This window comes from Paenibacillus sp. FSL L8-0340 (assembly GCF_038593145.1).
Taxonomy (GTDB): Bacteria; Bacillota; Bacilli; order Paenibacillales; family Paenibacillaceae; genus Paenibacillus_AQ.
On sequence record NZ_CP151967.1, the window covers coordinates 6,602,287 to 6,625,478 of the forward strand.

Annotated in this window: 19 protein-coding genes and 1 other annotated feature; of the genes, 7 read left to right on the plus strand and 12 right to left on the minus strand. The window is 50.6% G+C overall.

The genetic code is table 11. The features are described 5' to 3' along the window. The first annotated feature begins 10 nt into the window (after positions 1 to 10). Entirely contained in the window at positions 11 to 1,117 is a 1,107-nt protein-coding gene (locus NST07_RS30220) for an LLM class flavin-dependent oxidoreductase (protein ID WP_341096483.1), read from the plus strand. Positions 1,118 to 1,190: 73 nt separating this feature from the next. Here NST07_RS30220 and NST07_RS30225 read toward each other — a convergent pair whose 3' ends face one another. Continuing rightward, positions 1,191 to 1,430, minus strand: a complete 240-nt coding sequence (locus NST07_RS30225; RefSeq protein ID WP_038596719.1) for a hypothetical protein — start codon at positions 1,428 to 1,430, stop codon at positions 1,191 to 1,193. Positions 1,431 to 1,434: 4 nt separating this feature from the next. After that, positions 1,435 to 2,436, minus strand: a complete 1,002-nt coding sequence (locus NST07_RS30230; RefSeq protein ID WP_341379859.1) for a nucleotide-binding protein — start codon at positions 2,434 to 2,436, stop codon at positions 1,435 to 1,437. 160 nt (positions 2,437 to 2,596) lie between these two features. On the opposite strand from NST07_RS30230, the gene NST07_RS30235 reads away from it, so the two are divergent. Beyond that, positions 2,597 to 3,727 (plus strand): N-acetylmuramoyl-L-alanine amidase, encoded by a 1,131-nt coding sequence (locus NST07_RS30235; protein ID WP_342480698.1) that lies wholly within the window; start codon positions 2,597 to 2,599, stop codon positions 3,725 to 3,727. A gap of 11 nt (positions 3,728 to 3,738) precedes the next feature. Here the strand turns inward: NST07_RS30235 and NST07_RS30240 are convergent, their stop codons facing one another. The 3 genes from NST07_RS30240 to NST07_RS30250 form a co-directional block, all read right to left on the minus strand. After that, positions 3,739 to 4,743: an HD-GYP domain-containing protein gene (locus tag NST07_RS30240; protein ID WP_038596726.1), complete on the minus strand. Its 1,005-nt coding sequence runs from the start codon at positions 4,741 to 4,743 to the stop codon at positions 3,739 to 3,741. 132 nt (positions 4,744 to 4,875) lie between these two features. Beyond that, the gene (locus NST07_RS30245) at positions 4,876 to 6,456 is read right to left on the minus strand and encodes a response regulator (protein WP_341096487.1); all 1,581 of its coding nucleotides are present in this window, start codon (positions 6,454 to 6,456) and stop codon (positions 4,876 to 4,878) included. Positions 6,457 to 6,491: 35 nt separating this feature from the next. Further along, entirely contained in the window at positions 6,492 to 8,321 is a 1,830-nt protein-coding gene (locus NST07_RS30250) for a histidine kinase (RefSeq protein WP_342480699.1), read from the minus strand. 121 nt (positions 8,322 to 8,442) lie between these two features. Here NST07_RS30250 and NST07_RS30255 point away from each other — a divergent pair, with 121 nt between their 5' ends. The 3 genes from NST07_RS30255 to NST07_RS30265 all read left to right on the plus strand — a co-directional run bounded on the left by NST07_RS30255 (position 8,443) and on the right by NST07_RS30265 (position 11,584). Beyond that, positions 8,443 to 9,333: a sugar ABC transporter permease gene (locus NST07_RS30255; RefSeq protein WP_342480700.1), complete on the plus strand. Its 891-nt coding sequence runs from the start codon at positions 8,443 to 8,445 to the stop codon at positions 9,331 to 9,333. Continuing rightward, positions 9,333 to 10,169 carry a carbohydrate ABC transporter permease gene (locus NST07_RS30260; RefSeq protein ID WP_341096492.1) on the plus strand — a complete coding sequence of 279 codons (837 nt, stop codon included), beginning with the start codon at positions 9,333 to 9,335 and terminating at the stop codon, positions 10,167 to 10,169. Before NST07_RS30255 ends, NST07_RS30260 begins: the two co-directional genes overlap by 1 nt. 107 nt (positions 10,170 to 10,276) lie before the next feature. Next, positions 10,277 to 11,584, plus strand: a complete 1,308-nt coding sequence (locus tag NST07_RS30265) for an ABC transporter substrate-binding protein (RefSeq protein ID WP_342480701.1) — start codon at positions 10,277 to 10,279, stop codon at positions 11,582 to 11,584. Between the two features lie 110 nt (positions 11,585 to 11,694). Here NST07_RS30265 and NST07_RS30270 read toward each other — a convergent pair whose 3' ends face one another. From NST07_RS30270 to NST07_RS30280, 3 genes are all read right to left on the minus strand, one after another. Further along, entirely contained in the window at positions 11,695 to 12,996 is a 1,302-nt protein-coding gene (locus tag NST07_RS30270; protein ID WP_341096496.1) for an Nramp family divalent metal transporter, read from the minus strand. Positions 12,997 to 13,374: 378 nt separating this feature from the next. After that, a complete protein-coding gene (locus tag NST07_RS30275; RefSeq protein WP_341379864.1) occupies positions 13,375 to 15,078 on the minus strand; it encodes a glutamine--tRNA ligase/YqeY domain fusion protein in 1,704 nt (567 codons plus the stop codon). 88 nt (positions 15,079 to 15,166) lie between these two features. After that, positions 15,167 to 15,426: a binding site (T-box leader), on the minus strand. A gap of 49 nt (positions 15,427 to 15,475) precedes the next feature. Further along, positions 15,476 to 17,032, minus strand: a complete 1,557-nt coding sequence (locus tag NST07_RS30280; protein ID WP_342437291.1) for a tetratricopeptide repeat protein — start codon at positions 17,030 to 17,032, stop codon at positions 15,476 to 15,478. Between the two features lie 157 nt (positions 17,033 to 17,189). On the opposite strand from NST07_RS30280, the gene NST07_RS30285 reads away from it, so the two are divergent. Further along, positions 17,190 to 18,389 (plus strand): oxalate decarboxylase family bicupin, encoded by a 1,200-nt coding sequence (locus NST07_RS30285; protein WP_342480702.1) that lies wholly within the window; start codon positions 17,190 to 17,192, stop codon positions 18,387 to 18,389. A 65-nt stretch (positions 18,390 to 18,454) separates the two neighbouring features. Here NST07_RS30285 and NST07_RS30290 read toward each other — a convergent pair whose 3' ends face one another. Next, complete coding sequence (locus NST07_RS30290) at positions 18,455 to 19,567, minus strand: WG repeat-containing protein (protein ID WP_342480703.1); 1,113 nt, start codon at positions 19,565 to 19,567, stop codon at positions 18,455 to 18,457. Positions 19,568 to 20,135: 568 nt separating this feature from the next. Between NST07_RS30290 and NST07_RS30295 the strand changes: the two genes are divergently transcribed. After that, a complete protein-coding gene (locus NST07_RS30295) occupies positions 20,136 to 21,197 on the plus strand; it encodes an LLM class flavin-dependent oxidoreductase (RefSeq protein ID WP_341096506.1) in 1,062 nt (353 codons plus the stop codon). Positions 21,198 to 21,321: 124 nt separating this feature from the next. Here NST07_RS30295 and NST07_RS30300 read toward each other — a convergent pair whose 3' ends face one another. Genes NST07_RS30300 through NST07_RS30310 form a run of 3 tightly spaced genes read right to left on the minus strand, consistent with a single transcriptional unit; the run spans position 21,322 to position 23,095 of the window. Continuing rightward, positions 21,322 to 21,744: a macro domain-containing protein gene (locus tag NST07_RS30300; RefSeq protein WP_342480704.1), complete on the minus strand. Its 423-nt coding sequence runs from the start codon at positions 21,742 to 21,744 to the stop codon at positions 21,322 to 21,324. Positions 21,745 to 21,780: 36 nt separating this feature from the next. Next, entirely contained in the window at positions 21,781 to 22,188 is a 408-nt protein-coding gene (locus NST07_RS30305) for a hypothetical protein (protein WP_342480705.1), read from the minus strand. A 43-nt stretch (positions 22,189 to 22,231) separates the two neighbouring features. After that, complete coding sequence (locus NST07_RS30310; RefSeq protein WP_341096510.1) at positions 22,232 to 23,095, minus strand: copper amine oxidase N-terminal domain-containing protein; 864 nt, start codon at positions 23,093 to 23,095, stop codon at positions 22,232 to 22,234. Positions 23,096 to 23,192 lie beyond the last annotated feature (97 nt).

The window sequence follows — 23,192 nt, forward strand, 5'->3', positions numbered from 1 at the left end:
GTCAGCATTTATGAATAACAGCGTTCCACAAGAAAACGTGCCGGAGTTTGAATTCGGTATTTACACACTCGGTGACATCGTAGCCGATTGTCATACAGGTCAGACCATCAGCCCCCGGCAGCGTCTCCATGAAGTCATCGCAGCGGCCAAGCTGGCCGATGAGGCGGGGCTGGACGTCTTCGGCGTCGGTGAGCATCACCGGCTTGATTTTGTCATCTCCTCGGTGCCGGTTGTACTCGCGGCAATTTCGCAGGCCACGAAACGGATCAAGCTGACAAGCGCCACAACGGTGCTGAGCACCATAGATCCGGTACGGGTCTTCGAAGACTTCGCCACACTTGATCTTCTGTCGGACGGCCGGGCGGAGATCATCTCCGGACGAGGTGCTTTTCTGGAATCCTTCCCCCTGTTCGGATATGAGCTGGAAGATTACAAGAAGCTGTTCACGGAGAACCTTGATCTGCTGCTGGAGCTCAATCAGCATGAAGTCATGAACTGGAAGGGAACCTTCCGCTCCCCGCTGAAGAATGCCGAGATCGCCCCGCGGCCTTTGCAGCGGAAGCTCCCGCTCTGGGTCGGCATTGGCGGTTCGGCCGAAAGTGCCGAAAGAGCCGGCACGCTTGGTATTGGGATGGCTATCGCCATTCTCAGCGGCAGTCCTGAACCCTTTCAGAATCTTGCCGAAACCTACCGCAGAAGCGGAGCCAAAGCCGGTCATGCTCCAGAGGACTTAAAGATCGCCATCACCAGCCACGGATATATTGCGAAGACGTCACAGCAGGCGTTGGACGAGTACTACCCTTACTATTACAGCTACCGCAATGCCATCAGCCCGCATCCGGGCCAGGAGTACGGAGTATCCCGCAGCGATTTCGGACGGTTCGTCTCTCCTGTTAACACGCTTGCCGTTGGCAGTCCGCAACAGATTATAGAGAAAATCCTGTACCAGCATGAGCTGTTCGGCCATAACCGCTTTATGGCCCAGCTGGACATTGGCGGACTCCCCTTCAACAAGGTAGCGACGGCTATTGAGCTGCTCGCAACGGAGGTGGCACCGGTCGTGCGGCGGGAAATTGCCAAGAAGCGTAGCAGCCGGTCTTCGCACCATGAGATCTAAGAAGCGAAAAGCAAATAAATTCTTATAATTACAAAAAGAGGTCTCCGGCTGATGCCGGGGACCCCTTAACTATTTAGGCGAATGAAGGCTTGCTGTTGTCGACCTTCCCGCTGATAAGCTTCTTGTATTCCTCATCTCCGCCATCCAGCGATGGCGCAATATATACGTGGCCTGCCGAGGAAGCCGGCTTTGCTGCCCGGCCTGCACTTGCCTTGCCCTTAGAGCGCCGTGTCCCTCCGGAACTGCTGCCGTTGCCGCCTGCGGATCGGCGGACCGCACTGGACAAACTGACTACACCCTTCATATTCTTCATACTCCTAGTCCCCTCCCACTAAATAATTGACGGTACGGAACAAATCGCGGTTGTAAGCAACCACTGTGGTAAGATCCTCCGCAGATAGCCCGTCGTCTCCCGAAAAATGGACAGAAAGGACATGCTGCTCACCTAAAGGATAGCATAGGATATATACCTCGGCAACTTCAGTACGCTGAAAAAAGGTCCATTCCTTGCTCAGATAAGCATCGAGAACACCGGGCCGTTTCCCTTTGTCTTCACTTAATGAGAAAGGGTAACAATGCCCACGGCCCACATTTCCCCCTACCTGGATCAGACCTTCCTTCTCACTTTCCCGCCAGAGCGCGGCGCCAATTACCCGGCATTGTCCGGGCAGCAGAAAGGAGTTGCGGATAGCCTCGCTGAGCGCCTGGTATTTCTCTCCACCCTGAGCTCCGGCCACATTACTATTATATTGCCAGAAGAAATGAAGGATACTTTCCTTGCGCCTAAGCTCCAAGCCCAAATGTTCCAATTCCTTCAGGGGATCGCGGTAGCTCCCCTGCTCCTGAATACTGTCCAGGATCTTCCCGCAGCTGACATCAACGGCTGCCACCGGATTATCATGCTGCCATTCATACTCCAGCGGGGTGAGTCCGGACAGATCGGATAAGAGATGATACTCTTCGATATTCTTGCCGGGAATCAAATCCGTACGCGGGGCTACCCGGTCCGGAAGCAGGCAAAAGACACGTTTGCGCCGCAGCCTGGCCCAGAACAGCCCCATTTCGAACTGTGTATTATCACGGGTGACATAATAATATTTGCCGCGGATTTGAGCCACATCATCAGGTGAAAAGATGAATACGGCAAAATCGCTCTCATCCAGATGTCTCTCCAGCGCCTCCATCGTATATTCATTCGCACGGAAGGCATTGGCATACCAAGGATTAACCTCGGCTTCTCGCTTTAGCTGTTCGTGGATCGCCCGGGCGTAACGGATGGATTCCCTGGATGATCCGATGAATAGTTTGGGTCTGGTCACGACGGCACTCCTTTACAAACTTTTCCAATATGCAACAATTATACAGTGCTTTACCGCTTTGGAACAGAGGTTTAATTTCTATTAAATTTTAACCAAATCCTTTTCTTTGACCGATGAAACGGGTAATAGACATTTATCCATCCGGGAAGAGAGGAAATTTATGAACAAATATATACATACCGCAGTGCTGGCAGCCTGCTTGCTCACAGGAAGCATGCTGCAGCCTGCAACCAGCTCTGCTGCAGGAGCCTATACAGCAAAAGTGAGTGCAAGCTCCCTCAATGTACGCAGCGAGCCGGCAGCCAATGCGGCAGTTACAGGATCCTTAAAGAGCGGCGCACAGGTGACCGTTACCGATGAGCAGCATGGCTGGGCAAAAGTACGGTCCGGTTCAATCTCCGGCTGGGTTGCGGGGTATTATCTTATAAAAGTAAACGGGACAGGCGGTGAATCCCGTGCAGCAGTTGCTGTATCTACACCCGCCAAGGCCTCTGGAAGCGGCGGCAGCACAGCAATGGTTACAGCCGATTCCCTGCGCATCCGGGGAGGTCCGGGAACCGGTTATAAGATACTCGGAGCGTTAAAGGCAGAGGACTCCGTGACTGTTCTGCTGCGGCAGAACGGTTGGGTGCGGATCCGCACCGCCAGCGGGGAGACCGGCTGGGTCGCAGCACAGTATATTACCAGCGGAAGCTCCGCGAGTACAGGAAGCGGGAGCCGAACGACTGGCAGCCTTAGGCAGACTGGCGGGATCAATGGCAAGCGGATCGTCATTGATCCGGGTCATGGCGGCAGCGACCCCGGCATGCTCGGCACATCCTTTGACACGTTGGAGAAGGATCTTAATCTGCAGACGGCATTATATGTCCGCGACTACCTGACAGCCAAGGGAGCCCGTGTGGAGCTGACACGCACCCAAGACCAGCGCCCTTCCCTCGCCAGAAGGGTGCAGATCGGGCAGTCTGTAGGGGCGGACGCTTTTGTCAGCATCCATTACAACTCCTCCCCGAAGAATGTAAGCGGCACACTGACTTTTTATTACTCGGAATCGGATGATCTGCGCCTGGCACGCTCCATTGAGAACCGGCTCGGGCAGGGCATCGGCTTGAAGAGCAATGGAGTATCCTTCGGCAACTACCATATCCTGCGGGAGAACAACCTTCCGGCAGCACTGGTGGAGCTCGGGTTCCTAAGCAACCGGAATGATGAAGCGGTTGTCCGTACATCTGCCTATCAGAAAAAAGCCGCCAAGGCAATTGCCGAGGGGCTGGCGGACTATTTTAAAGGTTAATGGCGAAACGGCTATATACTGATTTCTTTGATCTTGAGATCCCTCATTTTACCAAGGTCGATATATTCACCATCTATCTTGATTAAGGGCGTTTCGATGTTATGGGGATTCAAGTAGACAATTTCACCGACACGGCCGTCGGTTAAGATCACATCACGCCCGACGGTCCGTTTCACAATATTCTCCAGGAACACTGAGACCACATGCGGGTCAAGCGCCCCAAAGCTGCCTCTCCTCATCTGCTCCACAATGAGATGGAACGGCATAGCTTCATGATAGGGCCGCTTGGAGGACATCGCATGAAAGATGTCGGCAACGGCAACGATTTTGCTGTAGGAATCAATCTGTTCTTCCTTCAGCCCCAGCGGATAACCCTTGCCGTCATTCCTTTCATGATGCTGGAGCGCGGTCAAGGTGATATGTGAATTAGCCCCCGTCGTCTCCTTCAACATCTCATAGCCGAAAATCGTGTGCTTTCTGACGAGGGCGAATTCTTCGGTAGTCAGCTTGCCCGGTTTATTCAGCAACTCAGGAGGAATTTTGAGCTTGCCGATATCATGCAAGGTTGCAGCTAGAGAAAGCACCGACAGCTCCGCCTGCCCCATATTCATCCATCTGCCAATCAATGTGGATAACACACCTACGCCAATATTGTGCTGGTATGTATAATCGTCCTTCCCCTGAATCGCTTCGAACAGCGCAAAAATATCGGGAAGGAGTGAAATCTCCTGAACAACCGGTACGACATCCTTTCTTATATCCGCCAATGGAACTTTGCGGGTTAATCTGAAAGAATTAAACAAATCCTTCGACACTTCCACCACACCGTTAACCATCTCGCGGCAGGCCGGCGTCTGTGGTTGTTCATCGGTGAATACGATATCCAATGTATTGATTCTTTGCTTGCGGATGAGTTCCAAGTGCTCTGCGTTCAATACGCTTCTTGCCGGTATTACAGTTACACCGTACGCATTGATCAGATCATTTTTGAGGATTCTGCCTAAATAACTATCCATACCATACCAACCCTCCCATTTAACCGATAAAATGATGTGCGATATCCGTATGACTATTATCGGTAAAAGATGGGGAATTCTGAAATTTATAGGACGGCTCCATTTTTTGTCCATAGTGGAGTGGTTATTTCGCTACAGAGAGTTCTCCTGCTTGCGGTATTCACGCGGAGTCTGCCCGGTCGATTTCTTAAAAACCCGGCTGAAATACTTCTCATCCTCATAGCCGACCAGCTCCGAAATCTGCGATAGCCGCAGGTTTGTATTTTGCAGCAGCGTCTTGGCCTTGTCTATTCTCAGGGCAGTTAAATAATCGGACAGGTTCTCCCCGCTGATCTGTTTGAACTTGCGTGACACATTCTCCCTGCTGATAAAAAAGCGCTCGGCGATATGCTGAAGCGTCATGTCCTTGGCGTAGTTCTGATTGAGGTAATCCCGGATTTCCTGAACAAGCCGGCTGTCCGGTGTCTGAGAATTCCCTTTCCACAATTGCTGCAGCATGGTCTTTAACTGATTCCGCCAGTGCTCAACGGAGAAAAGCCCCTCTTCGTCATAACACAGCTCAAAGGTAATCTCCTCATTCTGCCGCCAGCGCATCAGAACGGCGCGGATCTCTTCCTGCTGGTGCAGAAAGTTATTCTCGGTGAGCAGCGACAGCCCTGAAAGCTGATCCGCCCATTCATCAACCACCCGTTCCATTCTCTGCAGATCCCCCGATAATACAGCCACCCTGAGCTTGTCCAGCAGCGATTCCAGCACGTGGTCTTCCACAGACCCACTCTCCTCCGTCAGCTCCCTGTAATGATAAATGCGCCCTTCCCGCTGCAGGAGATTGCGCTCACTAAGGCCTTGACGCGCCTGACGGAAGGCGTTTTGCAGCCCTTCGGGAAAAGCCACGGGCCGGCTGAGTCCTATATCCACCTGTACCCCATAGGTCTGTTTGATCGATTCATTGATAAGCCGCACCCACACTTCCGCATCCAGAGCCGCCGTCCAGAAAAGAATGACAATATCGGTGCCGGCCTGCCAGCTGCGAAAGGCAAAGCCGCTTCTCCCGGGGGAGATCACCTCATTGCAGACGTTCGCCAGCACGAAGGAGGTCAGCGGCACATCGCCATGAAACCGCTCCAGCAGGCGGCAGTTTGCACGCTGGAGCGAGATTACGGCAACTCTGCAGGTTGCCGCATCCCCGGGCAACCCCAGCTCTTCGCACAAGGAAGGCTTCAGCTCCTGAAATGAGGCATGACCGGAGACCAGATCCGAGAGCATCTTGTCCCAGTACAGCGGCCGCAGCACATTAAGCTGCATATTCTGCCGGTGACTCTGCTGCCGCTCCTCCTCTTCCTCCAACCACAGCTTGAAGGCATGCTCAGCTGCGGCAATCAGTTGTTTGCTGTTCAGGGGCTTCAGCAAATAATCTGTCCCGCCGTAGACGATTGCCGGCTTTACATAATTGAAGTCCTGATACCCGCTAATGACGATTGTCTTCGTATTCGGGAAATGATGATGCAGCCATTCCAGCAGCTCCGCACCGTCCATCAGCGGCATCCGCATATCCGTGAAGACAATCGCCGGCTGCTGCTCCTGCATAATCAGCGTAGCTTCCTGCCCGTTGGTCGCCTCAAAAATCTCTGAAATCCGATATTTCTCCCACGGTACAAAATAGCGGATCGCCTCACGCACATGCTTCTCATCGTCTACAATCAGCACCTTCATCTCACTTGCCGCTCCTTTGGGTCCATTGCACTCCCTTAATTTGTTGGGTCCATCTTATCCAGCGGAATAATAAGTGTCACCTTAACCCCGCCGCCTTCAACACTCTGCAGCAATAGCTCTGCCCCGCTGCTCATCTGCAGCCGCACACGCGCCAGTACGTTGTGCAGCCCAATCTCTTCGTGCTCTGTCCGGCCGCTCTGCTGAAGTCCGGCTGTAATTTCCTCCAGCCGTTCCGCAGTGATTCCTTTGCCGTTGTCCTTGACGGCAAGCCGCAGGCTGCCGTTGGCATCCAGAGCACAGGTGATGGAGATTACAGCCTCGCGGATCCCGTCCGTAAACCCGTGCTTGAATATATTCTCAACAATGGGCTGCAGAATCATCTTGGGCACGGCAATCTCCAGAGCAGCTTCCTCTGCATCAATATCCAGCCTTAAGTTCTCTTCCCCGAAACGTTCCGTCTGCAGGATCACGTAATTCTGCACATGCTCCAGTTCATCACGAAGCGGGACCTGCGTCCGCTCCGTGTTCATGGAATAGCGCATCATACTGCCAAGCGAATAGATGAGATCATACACCTTGGGTGCATTGTAGCGCAAGGACAGACTGGCAATGGACTGCAGGGCATTATACAGGAAATGAGGATTGACCTGGGCCTGCAGCGCCTTCAGCTGATTGGTCTTGTTGGCCAGCTCAAGTTTGTATTCCTTTAAGATAAGATCGTTGATCGTCCGGGTCATGCCGGTGATTTTGCGTGTCAGGAGGCCGAATTCATCTTCCCGTTCGGCATCCATATGCGCATCAAGCTGACCAATCTGCACTTTCTGGGTGAAGGAGATCAGCTTCTTGATTGGCCTTGTGAATCCGACGGAGATTAATACCGCGCTGAGTCCGCCAAGGATCAGGAACAGCACACCGATTCCGGTGTTGAACCGGGTGATCGTTCTGGCATCGCCATACAGATCTTCATAGGGAACCAGCTTGATGATGCTGCCCTTGAACAACGTATTCTCAATGTGGCGATACATCACAATACCCTCGAAACCATCCTTCTTCCAGGTGAAATGGCCATTGTCATCCTTCCCCGGCAGCTGGCTCCAGCCCGCGGTGACCGGTTTGCCGATCCAATCGGAATCAGATGCAAACAAGGCCTCCCCCTGTTCATTCAAGATATAAAGCCGTTCTGTATCCGAATTGTACATGGATTTGACGATTCCCTCCAGCTCCCCCAAGCGGAAATCAATCGACAGATCGGCCAGAACAGCATCGCTCGGCGTTCGGTAAATGGGGAAATGAGCAGTAAAAACGGGCACAGTACCCGATTTCAAATTGGGGAATCCGGACTTCATCCCGTATTGATGATCCATATGCGTAACCTCAATATAAGGCCGGTACGTTTCCTCAGAATGGATCAACGGGACGTAATCATCTTTGTTCTCCCGGCGGAACAGCCCGCCGAGCACCAGATTCGACTGCTTGGCCGCCCGGACATACAGGTGAATCTGAAAGGTGTTGCGGTCGGAGAGGAAAAGGTTGTACAGCTGGGTTGAGATGATCGCCCGGTTATCCGGCAACACAGCGTTTTCCGGAGCATTATCCGGATGTTTGGCCGTAAGCAGGCTAGTATAGAAGGAGCTGGGGACATTGATTCCGCTGTACAGGGACATCGCCTGCTGATTCATGCCGCTGAAATAACTGCTGAGATTGGCCTCCCCAAGCGTCAGCAGCTTCGTATTCTGCTTCACCGACTGTTCGGTTACCGATTGCTTGGTATAGAGATATGAGAACGTTACGGATATCCCCGACGGGATCACCGAGGCCAACAGCACAAGCGCCATCAGCCGGGTCCGGATACTGTTTCTGAACATGCTCATTTCCTCCTGCAATATAATCCACTTTTATAATCACCAAATTGAGTGTTGATGACTCCTGCCTCTTCCTATAATGAGGGTATGAACCCGTTGAAAAACTATACAAAGGAGATTCCATATGAGAAAAGCTCTGCGTTTGCAAAGAGGCTGGGGACAGCAAATCGTTTTCCTCGGACCCTGCCTGCTCTTCTTCCTGACCATTGTGGTCACACCCTTCTTTCTCGGCTTTTATTATTCTTCCACCGACTGGAACGGGCTGGATCTGGACAAAGCAGTCTGGACAGGCGCCGCCAACTGGAAACGGATTTTTCTGAATGATGATAAGTTCTGGGAATCCCTGTTCTTTACCCTTCGCTTCACTATAGTGTCCGTAGTTGCCGCGAATGTGCTGGCACTGCTGCTGGCCTTCCTGCTGATGACAACACTGAAGACCAAGAAATTGCTGCGTACCATCTTCTTTATGCCCAATGTAATCGGCGGTATTCTGCTAGGATACATCTGGCAGTTTATCTTCACCAAGGGCTTCGGGACAATCGGCGAAATCACCGGAATCTCCTTCTTCCAGCTGCCTTGGCTCGGTACGCCCAGCACTGGCTTCTGGGGCCTTGTCATCGTATTTGTGTGGCAGACTGCCGGGTATATGATGGTTATCTATATTGCCTCGCTCGCCGGGATTCCGAAGGATCTGATTGAAGCGGCCAAGATCGATGGCGCCCGAGCCCCACAGCTGTTCAAAAGCGTCTATGTGCCTTTGATCATGCCGGCCATCACGATCTGCCTGTTCCTTACCACATCCAATGCCTTTAAAATGTTCGATCTCAACCTGTCGCTGACTAAGGGCGGACCGGGAACCTCCACCCAGTCGCTCGCCTATAACATTTATGCGGAAGCGCTGATCAACAACCGGTACGGTCTCGGCACAGCCAAAGCGCTGCTCTTCTTCGCTGCTGTATCACTGATCACCGTTACTCAGGTATGGATCACTAAGAGAAAAGAGGTGTCGGCATAATGAATAGCAGCAGATACCGTCCCGGAAATTTCATTCTGGAAATTGCCGCCATACTCCTGGCCCTTGTCTTCCTGTCTCCGTTCTACCTGGTGCTTAGCAACTCTGTTAAAGGGCTTAAGGAAATTCTGACTGATGCTGCATCGTTTCCGCAGGTTTTTGTGTGGAGCAATTATTCTAAAGTCTGGGACGCCATAGAATTCCCGCAGGCTTTCTGGAACTCTCTGCAGATTACCATCCTGAGCGTTATCTTTATTGTTCTGTTCAGCTCCATGGCCGCTTATCAGATCGTTAGAAAGCCGTCGCGCTTCAATTCCTTTGTCTTCCTGCTGCTCATCTCGGCGATGATTATTCCCTTCCAGTCGCTGATGCTGCAATTGGTCCGGGTAACCAGTATCCTGGAACTGCGCGGAGAACTTTACGGTATTGTGGCTTGCTATCTAGGGTTCGGGATGCCTCTATCAGTCTTCCTGTTCCACGGCTTTATCAAAACTGTGCCCTTTGAGCTGGAGGAAGCGGCCCGGGTCGACGGCTCCAATCCTTACGGTGTTTTCTTCAAAATTGTCTTCCCGCTGCTGATGCCAATTATTGTTACTGTAATTATTCTGAACACCCTTTGGATCTGGAATGACTACCTGCTGCCTGTGCTGGTCATCGGCGGGAATAAGGATCTGACTACACTGCCGGTAGCTGTAACCAAATTCTTCGGGCAGTACACTAAGAAGTGGGATCTTGCGCTCGCGGGACTGGTCATGGCCATTACACCGATCCTCCTGTTCTTCCTGACGCTGCAGCGTTATATTGTTGAAGGAGTTACTTCAGGATCCGTCAAGGGATAAAAGGGTTGCAACAATATCCACTTTTTCGAGCAAAATATTAAGTGTAAGTGTAAGGTCATATGCATTACGATCAAGTTGTAGGAACCACAGACCAGGGAGGTTATTCTATGAAAAGAAAGTTCACGTTTGTTATCGCAACCGTTTGCACACTCATTATCGCAGGTTGCGGCAATGGCGGCAATACTAATTCCGGGAACAATGGAACCGCTACCAACGCCCCGAAAGAGTCAGCAGCAACTGAGTCGACCAAAGCTCCTGCCAAAGATGTGACGATCAAAATGTTCCAGTTCAAGGTCGAAATTGCCGAACAGCTGAACACATTGGCTGAACTGTATGAGAAAGAAACCGGGGTCAAGGTTGAAGTCGAAACGCATGGCGGCGGCGAAGATTACGGCGCATTGCTCAAAGCGGAAATCGCTTCAGGCTCGGAACCGGAAATTTTCAATAACGGCGGCTACACCGCTCTGGTTCCTTATTTGGACCGCGCTACCGACTTGTCAGACCAGCCTTGGGCAGCAAAACTGATCCCTACCTCCAAAACTCCTGCTACTGTGGACGGTAAGCTGTACGGCATGCCGATGAATGTCGAGGGCTATGGCATTATTTATAACAAGGATCTGTTTACCAAAGCTGGTATTACTGAAGAACCAAAAACACTGTCCCAGCTTAAGGACGCTGCCGCGAAGCTGAAAGCTGCCGGCATCACTCCATTTGAAGCAACCAACGAATGGTGGTCCATGGGGATGCACCTTGTGAATGTTGGTCTTGCCCACCAGCCTGATCCGAAGAAATTTGTCGATGATGTCAAAGCAGGTACGCAAACCTTTAAAGGCAATGCCGTGTTCGAGCAATGGCTTGATCTGGTGGATGTAATCTTCGACAACGCCCAAGATAACAAAATGACTACCGACTATGCGACTCAGGTTGCTGATTTCGCCTCCGGCAAAGCGGCAATGATGATGCAGGGCAACTGGACTCAGGGTGACATCGACAAGATTGACCCTGCACTGAACCTTGGCCTGCTCCCGCTCCCGATCAGTGATGAAGAAGGCACCATTCTGGTAGGAGTACCTAATAACTATGTTGTAAACAGCAAATCCGCACATCCGGAAGAAGCCAAAGCGTTCCTGAACTGGCTCGTATCCTCGGAGACCGGCAAACAATATTTGACGAAGGAATTCAAGTTCATTCCGGCTGAGACTGATATTGAAACAGCTGCAGAAGATATCGGCCAGGTTGCCGTTGCTGTCCAAGAAAAATCCGCAACTGCACTCGGCTGGAACTGGGATATGTTCCCTGACGGTGTAACTCAGGGCTTCGGCGCTGCGATGCAGGAATATCTCGGCGGACAAATTGACCACGATCAGCTCCTGGAAAAGCTGGATAAATCCGTACAGGATATCGTGAAGCAATAATCAGCGTATAGCTTATACATCCTTATGTACAAAAAGCCCCGCCTTCCGGTGTGCTGTCAGGTTATACCTGACAGTCGCCGGGGGAGCGGGGTTTTGTCTGATTCTGCATTTTAGATGAACATTTCAACAATCAGGAACAGGTTGAGCGATACGACCAGCGCAGAGATGATCCAGCCCAAAACCGTAGTAATCCGGTGGTTGACCAGCCCCTTCATAATCTGGCGGTTGCTGGTGAAAATAACAAGCGGGATCAAAGCAAAGGCTATCCCGAAGGACAGTACCACCTGGCTCATTACCAGTGCGCGGGTCGGATTGATGCCAAAGGCGATAATCGCCAGCGGAGGAATAATCGTAATCGCCCGCCGCAGATACAGGTTGATTCTCTTATTAATGAATCCCTGCATAACCACATCACCGGCCATCGTCCCAACCGAAGAACTCGACAGCCCTGCGATCAAGAGTCCAAGGCCGAACGAAACTGCCGTTACAGGACCGGCCAAATGACTGAACTGCTGGAAGGCCACATCCAAGTCTTCAACTACAAGCCCGTTCTTAAAGAAAAGGGCAGCGGCAACGATTACCATCGCCATATTCACAGCACCGGCAATAACCATCGCAATAACGATATCGATCATTTCCAGCTTGAAAATCTGTTTTTTCTCTTTTTCGTCAATCCCGACCACACGGCTCTGTGTCAGTGAAGAATGAAGATAAATCGCATGCGGCATGACTGTTGCCCCGAGAATCCCTGCTGCCAGCAGGATGCTGTCCACACCCTCAAATGCAGGGGTGAATATTCCGGCGATTACTGCTCCGGCATCCGGCTTAGCCATAATGACCTGGAAAGCAAAGGCTAAGACGACGATCAGCACCATCGAAGCAATCCCGGCCTCAAGCGTCCGGTAACCACGCCGCTGCAGCTCAAGAATAGCGAATGAACCGACAGCGGTAATGATTGCGGCAGGCAGCATGGGTATCCCGAATAGCAGATATAGTCCAAGGGCTGCCCCGATAAACTCCGCCAGGTCTGTGGCAATAATGACCAGTTCGCTTTGTATCCATAAAAAAATTGAAGCGCCCTTCGGGAAGCGTTCGCGCGCCACTTCCGGCAGATTCTTTCCGGTAGCTATGCCAAGCTTGGCGGATAAGGACTGTATCAGCACGGCCATTAAATTCGATGCGGCAATGACCCATAACAACAGGTAACCGTATTTCGATCCGGCCGTAATGTTCGTGGCGAAATTCCCGGGGTCCAGATACGCTACTGAGGCAATAAAGGCCGGGCCCAGAAACGGAAGGAGTCTCTTCAATCCTTTGACGTCCCCGTTAAGTACTGCTTGTGCTGAAATTGTATTCTTGTGCTTAGGATTATTTATCATTTTGGGTGTTTCCACCACGTTTTGCTCGATCATTTCAAACCCTCCTCTTGCCCGGAAAAAGTTGTCTTCACACATGAAAGTTTCCCTGATGCAACATTTAACTTATTTTTATTATAATCTGCTTATTGAAAAATGTAAATGTAATTTTCATGGAATTTTCCAATAAAACTATCACCTATTCTTAACTCAAATTACTGTCCGGCAATCATAATTAATCATATGTACCATAAGCCCAGTAAGTGAGCCTCCACTGCAAAGCGGATTTTGGGTATTTTGCGGAGCTTCCACAACATAAGATTCCACAAGTGGAAACGGATAATTTATAGCGTGAAGCATATAAATTCTTGAATTTTAAAAAAACGGGCAAGATTCAGGATGAAATCCCCTGTTCTTGCCCGCTTCCTCAAAGAGCTATTTCTTCCCCTTCCAGCTATCCTTCAGTGGAACAATTCTGTTGAATACCAGCCGGTCTTCGCCGCTGCGCTTGCTGTCGGCACAGAAATATCCATGGCGCATAAATTGGAATTTTGCCTCCGGCAATGCCCCTTCCACAAATGGCTCCAGCAGGCAATTCTTCAGAAGCTTCACCGAATCCGGGTTAATGACATCTCCCCATGTCCCGGTATCGCCCTTAGGACCCTCGTTGTCTTTGAGCAGCTTCTCGTACAGATATACATCTGCCCGAATGCCGTGACCAGCAGATACCCAGTGGAGCGTTCCTTTCACTTTCCGCCCGTTAAAGCCGCTTCCGCTCTTCGTTTCAAGGTCATAGGTACAGCGCAGCTCAGTGATCTCCCCCGTTGCCGCGTCCTTGACCACTTCATTGCATTTGATAATGTAAGCCCCCTTCAGCCGCACCTCTCCACCCGTCGTCAGACGGCGAAAGCCCGGAGACGGTTCTTCCATGAAATCCTCCCGCTCGATATATACGACTCCCGAGAAAGGGACCTTTCTTGTGCCTAGCTCTGGATTCTCACTGTTGTTATCTATCTCCAGCAGCTCAAAATTCTCTCCGGCTTGCCCGGAATAATTGGTGATCACGACCTTTAAAGGATCAAGCACCGCCATTACACTAGGCGCTTTGGCTTTCAAGTCCTGTCTCAGGCTATGCTCCAGCATCGAGAAGTCAACCATTGTCTGATTTCTGACCATGCCAATCCCCAGCACAAAGCTCTTGATGCTCTCCGGCGTAAACCCTCTTCTCCGCAGTCCGCGAAGTGTGGGCAGTCTTGGATCATCCCAGCCTTCCACATAATTGCCGGCAACCAGCTGCCGGAGGTAACGTTTGCTGGTAACAACACCGGTCAGGTTAACCCTGCCGAATTCCCTTTGCTTGGGCGCCTCGGCGGTCTCCAGCTCATTCAGCACCCATTCGTATAATGGCCGGTGATCCTTGAATTCCAGAGAGCACAAGGAATGTGTTACGCCTTCAATGGCGTCTTGAATGGGATGGGCAAAATCATACAGCGGATAAATGCACCACGCCTCCCCTGTCCGGTAATGTTCGGCATGAAGGATTCTGTACAGTATGGGGTCCCTCAGATTGATGTTGGGCGATCCCATATCTATTTTGGCCCGCAGCACCCTGGACCCGGAAGGATACTCCCCGTTTCTCATTCCGCTGAACAGGCTCAGATTCTCTTCCACCGTGCGCTCCCGGTAAGGGCTGTTCGTTCCCGGTTCGGTTAAAGTCCCCCTGAAGGCGGTGACCTCCTCAGGAGACAAATCACAAACATAGGCTTTGCCCTTGCGGATCAAGGCCACCGCACTGCTGTAGATTTGCTCCGAATAGTCGGAGCCGTAATAAATATGCTCTCCCGGGCTGCAGCCCAGCCACTCGATATCTTCTATGATGGCCTTCACATATTCCATATCTTCTTTCAGCGGGTTGGTATCATCAAAGCGCAGATTAAATACTCCATTGAATCTGCGGGCCATGTCATAGTTGGTATGAATCGCAAACGCGCTGCCGATATGAAGATACCCGTTCGGCTCCGGCGGAAACCTTGTGCAGACCGCTCTGCTGTAGACGCCGCCTTCCACATCTTCCCTGATCAGTTTCTCCATATAGTTCTCTTCATTCTTCTCTTCTGGCGTCTCATTTACATTACTCATAGCTAAACCCTCCTGTGTGTGTGCAATAACCGCTCCTAAACAGTAATTCTGCGCAACAAAAAAGAACCTCACCTCCAAGACTTTGCGTCTTGGGGACGAGATTCTCGCGGTACCACCCCAGGTTTATTAATATGTCGCCATATTAAACTCATCAAGTACGGCATTGCTGAAAAGGCAAGGCTTATACTCTAGCTCTGTAACAGGAGCACCTGTCGTACCATCCCCGGCTGCCGGTTCCGATACGCCGCTCAGAGGCTTGTTTCAACAAAACATTCCCTGCCCCTTTTCAGCATCCGGGGCTCTCTGTGAAGGAATGAATTTATCTACTCTTCTCATCATCGCGTGTCATTATTTTGTATAGAATACCAAACAATCCCTGTTCCTGTAAAGGGGCGGTTTACCCCTCACTGAGTGCGGCCAGCAGGTCCAAGGCTTCCTCATGTTCCGGCTCCAGGACCAGTGCTTTGCGTGTATATTCCAGTGCCGCCTCCAGATCCTCCAGCTCATAGCTGCAAATCGCCAGGCAATAGAGCACTGTAATTACCGGCTCTTCCTCACTCTCATGAAGCGAGCGTTCCAGGAACATGCGGGCATCGCGGTACATATCCATTTCAAATAGCAGCAGTCCGCTATCCAGCGCCAGATCATACCTCTGGGGCATCGGGTAATATCCTGCCCACATCTGCTGTATACCATGCTGGAGATCCAGCAGTTCTTCGTCATTCGCATCCTCCAGCAGGCTGGAAATACGCTCAGCGCTCTGGATGAACAGCTCAGCATCATATCCGCCGAGACGCCAGAAAGCGAGAATTTGCTGCAGCCCGATGCTATCGAAGTTCTGATCCACCCATACCTTCAGGCTGAAGAAGTCATCCGGTCCGAACCGGTCGACAAACCGCCGGTAAGCCAGCCGGGTATGCACATGGCTCGCCGGATCTTTAAGCTTCAGAATACAGCCAACGTTCAGGTTCTTATAATGATGCGGGGTGAACAGCGAAAGTGCACCCTTTTGCTCAAAAAAGTACTGCATCGCGTGATAATTGGCCGTTAAGGAGATACTTCCGTGATGCATCAGCTTAGGGGGCTCTGCAAACTCCCAGTTCTCCAGCCGGTGATCGCCCTTGTCGGCGGTCAACAGCAGAAAGCCCGCTTGGGACAAACTGTCCAGCCGTTCCATACAAGCCAGCGCCGTAGCCGGGAACAGAATATGGGTATCCTCCAGCTTCTCCCGGTAGTAGTCCGCCACCACGTGATACGGATACGACTTCTCTTCATACCCTGCTGCACGGCTGTAATGATATTCCGGAATGATCCCCTTCAGCACCTCTGAAGTTCCCAGCGATTCGGCTTCCTCCGGATACTTTAGGGAAACCTCGCATTCATAAATTTTGCCTTCGTCGATATAGAGCAGTTCTTGCTGAATGCTGTCAAAGAAATAGTTGGCGATTACCAGCAGCGGCTGCTTCAGTCCGCCCACCTGGATCACGTTGCCGCTGTGCGTCAGGTGCAGCTCGGTATCATGGACCGCGTCAAAGCGGGCGAAATCAAGGATTCCCTGCTGAACAAAAGGGATCAGGCCGGGATGCTGCTGCCAGCCGGCAATATTTTTGACAGGCAGATCGCTCATTACATATTGGAATGGAGGCAGCTTAATCCCCGCATAGTCGATCAATTCGCTTAGCTTCTGCAGCACCTGGAAGGCTAGTCTGCCTGCCCCCGCACCCATTTCCAGAATAATAACCGGCTCATCGGTCTGGCCAAGTGCATAGCGGTCTTGCAGGAAGCCGAAGATCATCTCAGCATAGGCTGTCCCGATCATCGGGTTGCTCGTAATATATTGCGGAACCTGGTCATTTTTCCAGGCCTGCAAGCCCAATTCTTCGTAATATGACCGCTGCAGTTCCCAAATCGGCGCTTCGCTAAAGCGGTAGCGTTGTTGTTCGCTATTCGTCATGTTCTCTAACCCTGCTCTCTATAATTCTTGTTGAATATTAATAATTATATCCAATATCATGTCCAGTGTCCCACATTCCGCTGCCATTCATAAAAATCGGCTTCCGGCATATATATTCCCATTGATGTATTTTCGGATATGGAAAGGAGCTTAACCTATGGATTCCACTGAACAGGATTCAGCCGGAACAATGAAAATCCCCCAGCCGATAAGAAGCGACGGCGCAGGCAATATCGACCGCGGGCCGCGCGATATTATGCGGGACCGCGAGAATCCGGATATGTTCGTTCCTCCCCCCACGGACAACGGGCTGATTCCGAATCTGAAATTTTCCTTCTCCGATGCCCATATGCAGCTGAACTGCGGCGGCTGGTCACGGGAAGTTACAGTAAGGGAACTGCCTGTCGCCACGACTCTGGCAGCAGTTAATATGAGCCTGACGCCCGGCGGAGTGCGGGAGCTGCACTGGCATCAGCAGGCGGAATGGTCTTATATGCTGATCGGGAGCGCGCGGATCACCTCCGTGGATCAGAACGGCCGCAACTTCATTGCCGATATCGGCCCCGGAGATCTATGGTATTTCCCTCCGGGTATTCCGCATTCCATTCAAGGACTTGCCGAAGGCTGCGAATTCCTGCTAGTCTTTGACGATGGCAGCTTCTCCGATTTGAATACACTGTCGATCTCCGACTGGTTCGCCCATACGCCCAAGGAAGTCCTGGCGGCGAATTTCGGCGTACCCGCTGCCGCCTTTGACTGCATACCGAACGATCAGGTCTACATCTATCAGGATGAAGTGCCTGGTACGATACAGAGTCAAAAGGTGCAATCGCCTTATGGGGATATTCCGCTGAGCTTTAAACATCAACTATTGGCCCAGCCTCCACTAAAGACCCCTGGAGGAAGTGTAAGAATCGTCGACTCCTCCAATTTCCCGGTCTCCCGGACCATTGCCGCGGCACTGGTGGAGATTGAACCCGGGGCCATGCGGGAACTGCACTGGCACCCGAATAATGATGAATGGCAATATTATCTTGCCGGGCAAGGACGGATGACCGTCTTCGGGGGAAACGGCGCAGCCCGTACCTTCAATTATAGAGCCGGAGACGTCGGTTATGTCCCTTTTGCTTATGGACATTATATCCAGAATACCGGCACAGACACGCTCTGGTTTCTGGAAATGTTCAAAAGCGACCGCTTCGCCGACGTTTCCTTGAACCAGTGGATGGCCCTTACTCCCCATCAGCTGGTGGGCAGTAATCTGAATGCCGGGCCGGAGCTGCTGAATGCATTGCGTAAGGTGAAATGGCCTGTGGTGGAATATCCGGGCTACGGATTCCCGAAACGCGAGGAGTAACAACAAATAAGGAACGGTTAGGACAATGCTGTCCAGGCCGTTCCTTATTATGCAGATTGATGATTTTATTGGGCCAATCCGCGTTTGGTCAGAATATATCCTGTTCCTTGAGCAGTCATCCCCACGGCATAGCCGCCACTGAACGATGAGGATTCTCCCGTATAGATAAGCTTGGTCAGCAGTTCGCCCTTGGTGTTGATGTAACCATATTTGTCTTTGGAATTGTCGGCCGGGTTGCTGATGCCAACTAAAGCTATGCCTTCTTTGAACGAAAAGGCTCTATTGTATTTCTGGTAGCCGATGACCAGCTTGCCTTGTTTATTAATGAAGCCAACTTTACCTGCAGAATTGTATACGCTGGCCAGGCCTTCACTGAAATCACCGGTATTCTCATATTGAAAAGGAAGGCTGAGCTTGCCCTGCTTGTTAATAAATCCCCATTTGCCCTTCGCATTCTTCACGGAGGCCAGTCCTTCTGAGAAGCCGCTTCCCTCTTTGTACTTAAACGGAATCACTGTTTTTCCCGCCGTATTGATATATCCGTACAACCCCGCACTGTTCTTCACAAGAGCCAAACCTTGGGAGTATCCTCTCGCTTCGGTGTATTGATAGGGAATAACCAGCTTGCCGGAAGTATTGATAAATCCGATCTTCCCGCCCTCTGGCGCGTAAGCTAATGCCAGTCCGTCCGAAAAATAAAATTCCGAGCTATATTTCTCCGTTAGTGTAGTAACCACCTTACCTGCCCGGTCAATAAGGGCTTCGCCCGCACCCTCAGCCAGCACCACATGGGCTACACCACCCGACAGATTTCCGGCCGATTCATATTGGCAGGGAATGGCTACAATTCCCTTCGTGTTGATATAGCCATACCGTCCGGTTGCTGAATCCTTCACAACAGCCCGCTGCTCAGCAAAGTCTGTTACAGGCACTATACCCTCCGGGAGGACAAAAGCCTGTTTGCCGGTCCGGTCATAATAAACAAGATCTCCGTCGGCCTGCACTGCAAGCAGCAGCCCATGATGAAACTCTGCGTCACTGTTTGGCTTGGCGGTATCAAAGTCAAACGACGTTTGGGAGACATCAATCTGTGCCGGAGAAGGAGCTGCCGATCCGGTTCCCGCAATTGCGGTGGTAAGACTCAAAGTCAATAATGCCATTCCGATTCTTTTGAACATGTCTGAAAGCCTCCACTTCCTTATTTTACCTAGTATGTAGACGTGTTGAGTATAGAAAAAGTTTCGTTGACCGTTATGCAGCTTCTGCTGCGTTTAATGTTTGTTGGCCAAAAGTTGCTGTATGAATTATTTATCTTGTGAAGTACTAACAGCGTGTAGGATCTCATATTCTGATGATGGGGAGCGAAGCAGCATCTTGGAGAGGAGATGCCGGTCCGAAGAGCCATTCTTTCACAGGAATGGAGGTCGGACTCATGAGTACAGATCAGCTCATTGCACTGCTCGTTCTTGTCATTATGATCGTAAAGCTCGCCGTTAAGAAGGGGTAATTCTAAAGAAATGCACTCCTGAATCCGCTTGCTGCCCGGGGTATTACTGGGCAGCAGGCTTTTTTTCTGATAAAATGCCTGCCGGACACCGGACAAGCTTCTCGAACAGCGGTTAGCTCAAGCTCGCATTCGCTTAATCTGCACTTCCACAAAAATCCGCATCTTTTCCTTTCTACTTACTAAAGTTGAGAAACATTAAAAAGTATAGTAATATAAAGAGACAAAGGAGGCGGAGTGAAATGGCCCAAATGGAAAATAGTATGGAGATAGGAATCAGCACTTTTTTGGAAACTACGCCCGACCCGGTGACCGGCAAGGTGATGAGCCATGCGGAAAGACTGCGCGAAGCAGTCGAAGAAATTGTTCTCGCCGATCAGGTCGGCCTTGATGTATATGGAATAGGCGAGCATCACCGTGCAGACTACGCGGGCAGCTCTCCCGCAGTTGTACTCGCAGCTGCTGCGGCTATGACGAAGCAGATCAGATTGACCAGTGCTGTCACCGTTCTGTCTTCAGATGATCCGGTTCGCGTATATCAAGCCTTTTCTACCCTGGATGGCATTTCGAACGGAAGAGCGGAGATTATGGCAGGCCGGGGGTCGTTTATTGAATCCTTCCCCTTGTTCGGCTACAGCCTGGAGGATTATGACGAATTATTTGAAGAGAATCTGGAGCTGCTGCTGGCAATTCGGGCATCAGAGAAGGTAACCTGGCGCGGCGGCCATCGTCCGGCCATCGATAACCTTGCAGTATACCCCCGCTCCGTTCAGGATCCGCTGCCGGTCTGGATCGCCACCGGGGGAAATCCGGAGTCGGCGATCCGCGCAGGGACGCTGGGGCTTCCGGTCGCTTTCGCCATCATTGGCGGAATGCCGGAGCGGTTTGCTCCGCTAGTGAAGCTTTACAAAGATGCCGCCGCACGCGCCGGACATGATCCTAGCAAGCTGCAGATTGCCACGCATTCACACGGCTTTGTCGGGGAAACCACTGAGCAGGCCGCAGCCTTGTTCTATCCTTCCACCCAGGCCCAAATGAACGTCATTGGCCGTGAACGGGGCTGGAGCCAGCCATACAACCGCGCAGCGTATGATGATGCCCGCAGCCTGCGTGGAGCTCTATATGTCGGTGACTCCGAATATGTCGCCGAGAAGATTATTTTGCTGCATAAGAACCTGGGCGTTACACGTTTCTTCCTTCACGTCAATGTCGGCACCATGCCGCACCGTGAGGTCATGCGCGCCATCGAGCTGCTCGGCACCAAGGTTGCGCCAATCGTGCGCAAGGAGCTTGCCCGCGGCTAAGTCAATCCTAATAAGTTCCCATACAAAAGGGACGTCCGGCAAGCCAGGAAATACGTGGCCGCCCAGACATCCCTTTTTTTTGGGGTATAAGAACCCATCCTTATCAGCCACCTACGGAATCAAACTACAATCTGCAAACAGTGATTCGTACAGGGGTATCACTAAATTCTTTCATTATAATCTCTTTTACTTTTTCCCATTGCAATTTATCCAGGCCGCAGCCAATTTCAGGCATAGCTATTTGATTGACGGCTTCCTGCAGACATATTTCCTTCATTGCTCTTAAGGACAACGTTAACGTATCATAAGTTGGCTTCTGCCAGTACTTTGACTTCGTTATCAAGTTAAACACTCGCTCCACTTTGTAACATTCACCTACGAGTAATTCATTCCTGTTGGCCTTCTCTTGAAGGGAGGACAGCTTGAATCTTTTCCGAAACTGCACAGCAATTCCAGCCCCCATCTTAGCATCCGCTGAAATACAATGGGCCAGACAGTAATCTTCCGGCATTGAAAACAAGTCTTTCTTTATCTCCTGAAATTCCATCGTCATTCACTCCGTGCAAGGATATAGTCAAATCTATCAATTTTCAAAATCCGTGTTATTTACTTTATTGTACTCTTCCAATAACTCCTTGTACTTCCCTTCCTGCTCGCTTAACATCCACTCGAACAATGTTCGGACCGCTTCAAAAATATACGGCTTAATCTTATATGGAATAGCTTGCAGAGTTATCTCATCCTGAACTAAATGCTCATAGAAGCCGACACAAATTGCATTATTCAGATACGGACTTCTCCGGTATTGGTTAAAACACCACTCCGCATAATTATAAATCTTATCTTGTTCTTTCCAATCCTTATTCCTATGTGCTTCAACAAGTCTATCTCCTAAGAACACTAGTAAAGAATAAATCGAGTCCTCTTTTTCATTAAACTGAAACCTAAGATCATAAAATAACTCAAGCCCTATTCTTCTCCAGGCACTCATGTATCACCTCTATTATTTGTACTCAGGTTCTGCTACCTTATCTTTAGGATTGTTCCCCGGGAATTTCCGAGATAAAATTCTTAGCTCCAGCCGGAAAAGATTTGGAAGCACTAAAAATCACATTACCCGCTTCGTCAAACGTACCGTATTTCACTTCCTCCATTTTCCACAGATCCATGAAATAATTAACCTTCCCGCTGTAATCAGGACGGGTTCCCCACTCTTCCCCATTGGGTTTCATCATATTAATCTTAAATCCGTTTCCGATCTGAAGTACCTCTTTCCCTTGCCATACCCCCCAGGCCGCTCCATTGATGACTTTATAGTAGGTGGAGATACCTCTGTATTCATAGATAAAGCTATTGCTTTTCCCATATTGAAAATAATAGGTTCCGCCCGCTCCGCCTTCTTGATCCGGGATTAGGTCATCCTGCAGCGTAATACGCGGCAAATCAAGCGCTGTATTTCTGGACTTGACCAGATCAGCACTGACTGAATCCTTCAACAACTCTGGACTCGTCTTATAGATAACTACAGTTTTTGTTGGCGCATCCCATACCACATTTGCCTTAATCCCTTCCCCAATCCAACGAAAAGGAACATACACCGCTCCATCTCTGATTACAGGAGGCGTCTTAAGCGTTACCCGTTCCCCGCCTACAATGGCTTCCTTGCTGCCCACTGTTAATTTCAGACTTTCCTTTGTTACAGAGTCAGTTACCGTGATAGTTTTGGTCTTGCTGTTCCAATCTACATTTACATTTGGAATAATGGATACCGTACGAATCGGCACTAATGTTACATTGTTCACTACGATGGGCTTCTGATCCCCCGCCTGCACCCCATTTATGTTTAAGTGAAGTTCATTTTGAAGCGCAGCCGCCCGGGCAGAGTGCATTGTAAACATAGTACACCCTATAAGAGTACAAATGAGGAGCAGCATTTTTTTCTTCATTTTATCTTCCTCCGCGATTAGTTTTCATTATTTATAGACGCTGCTAAAA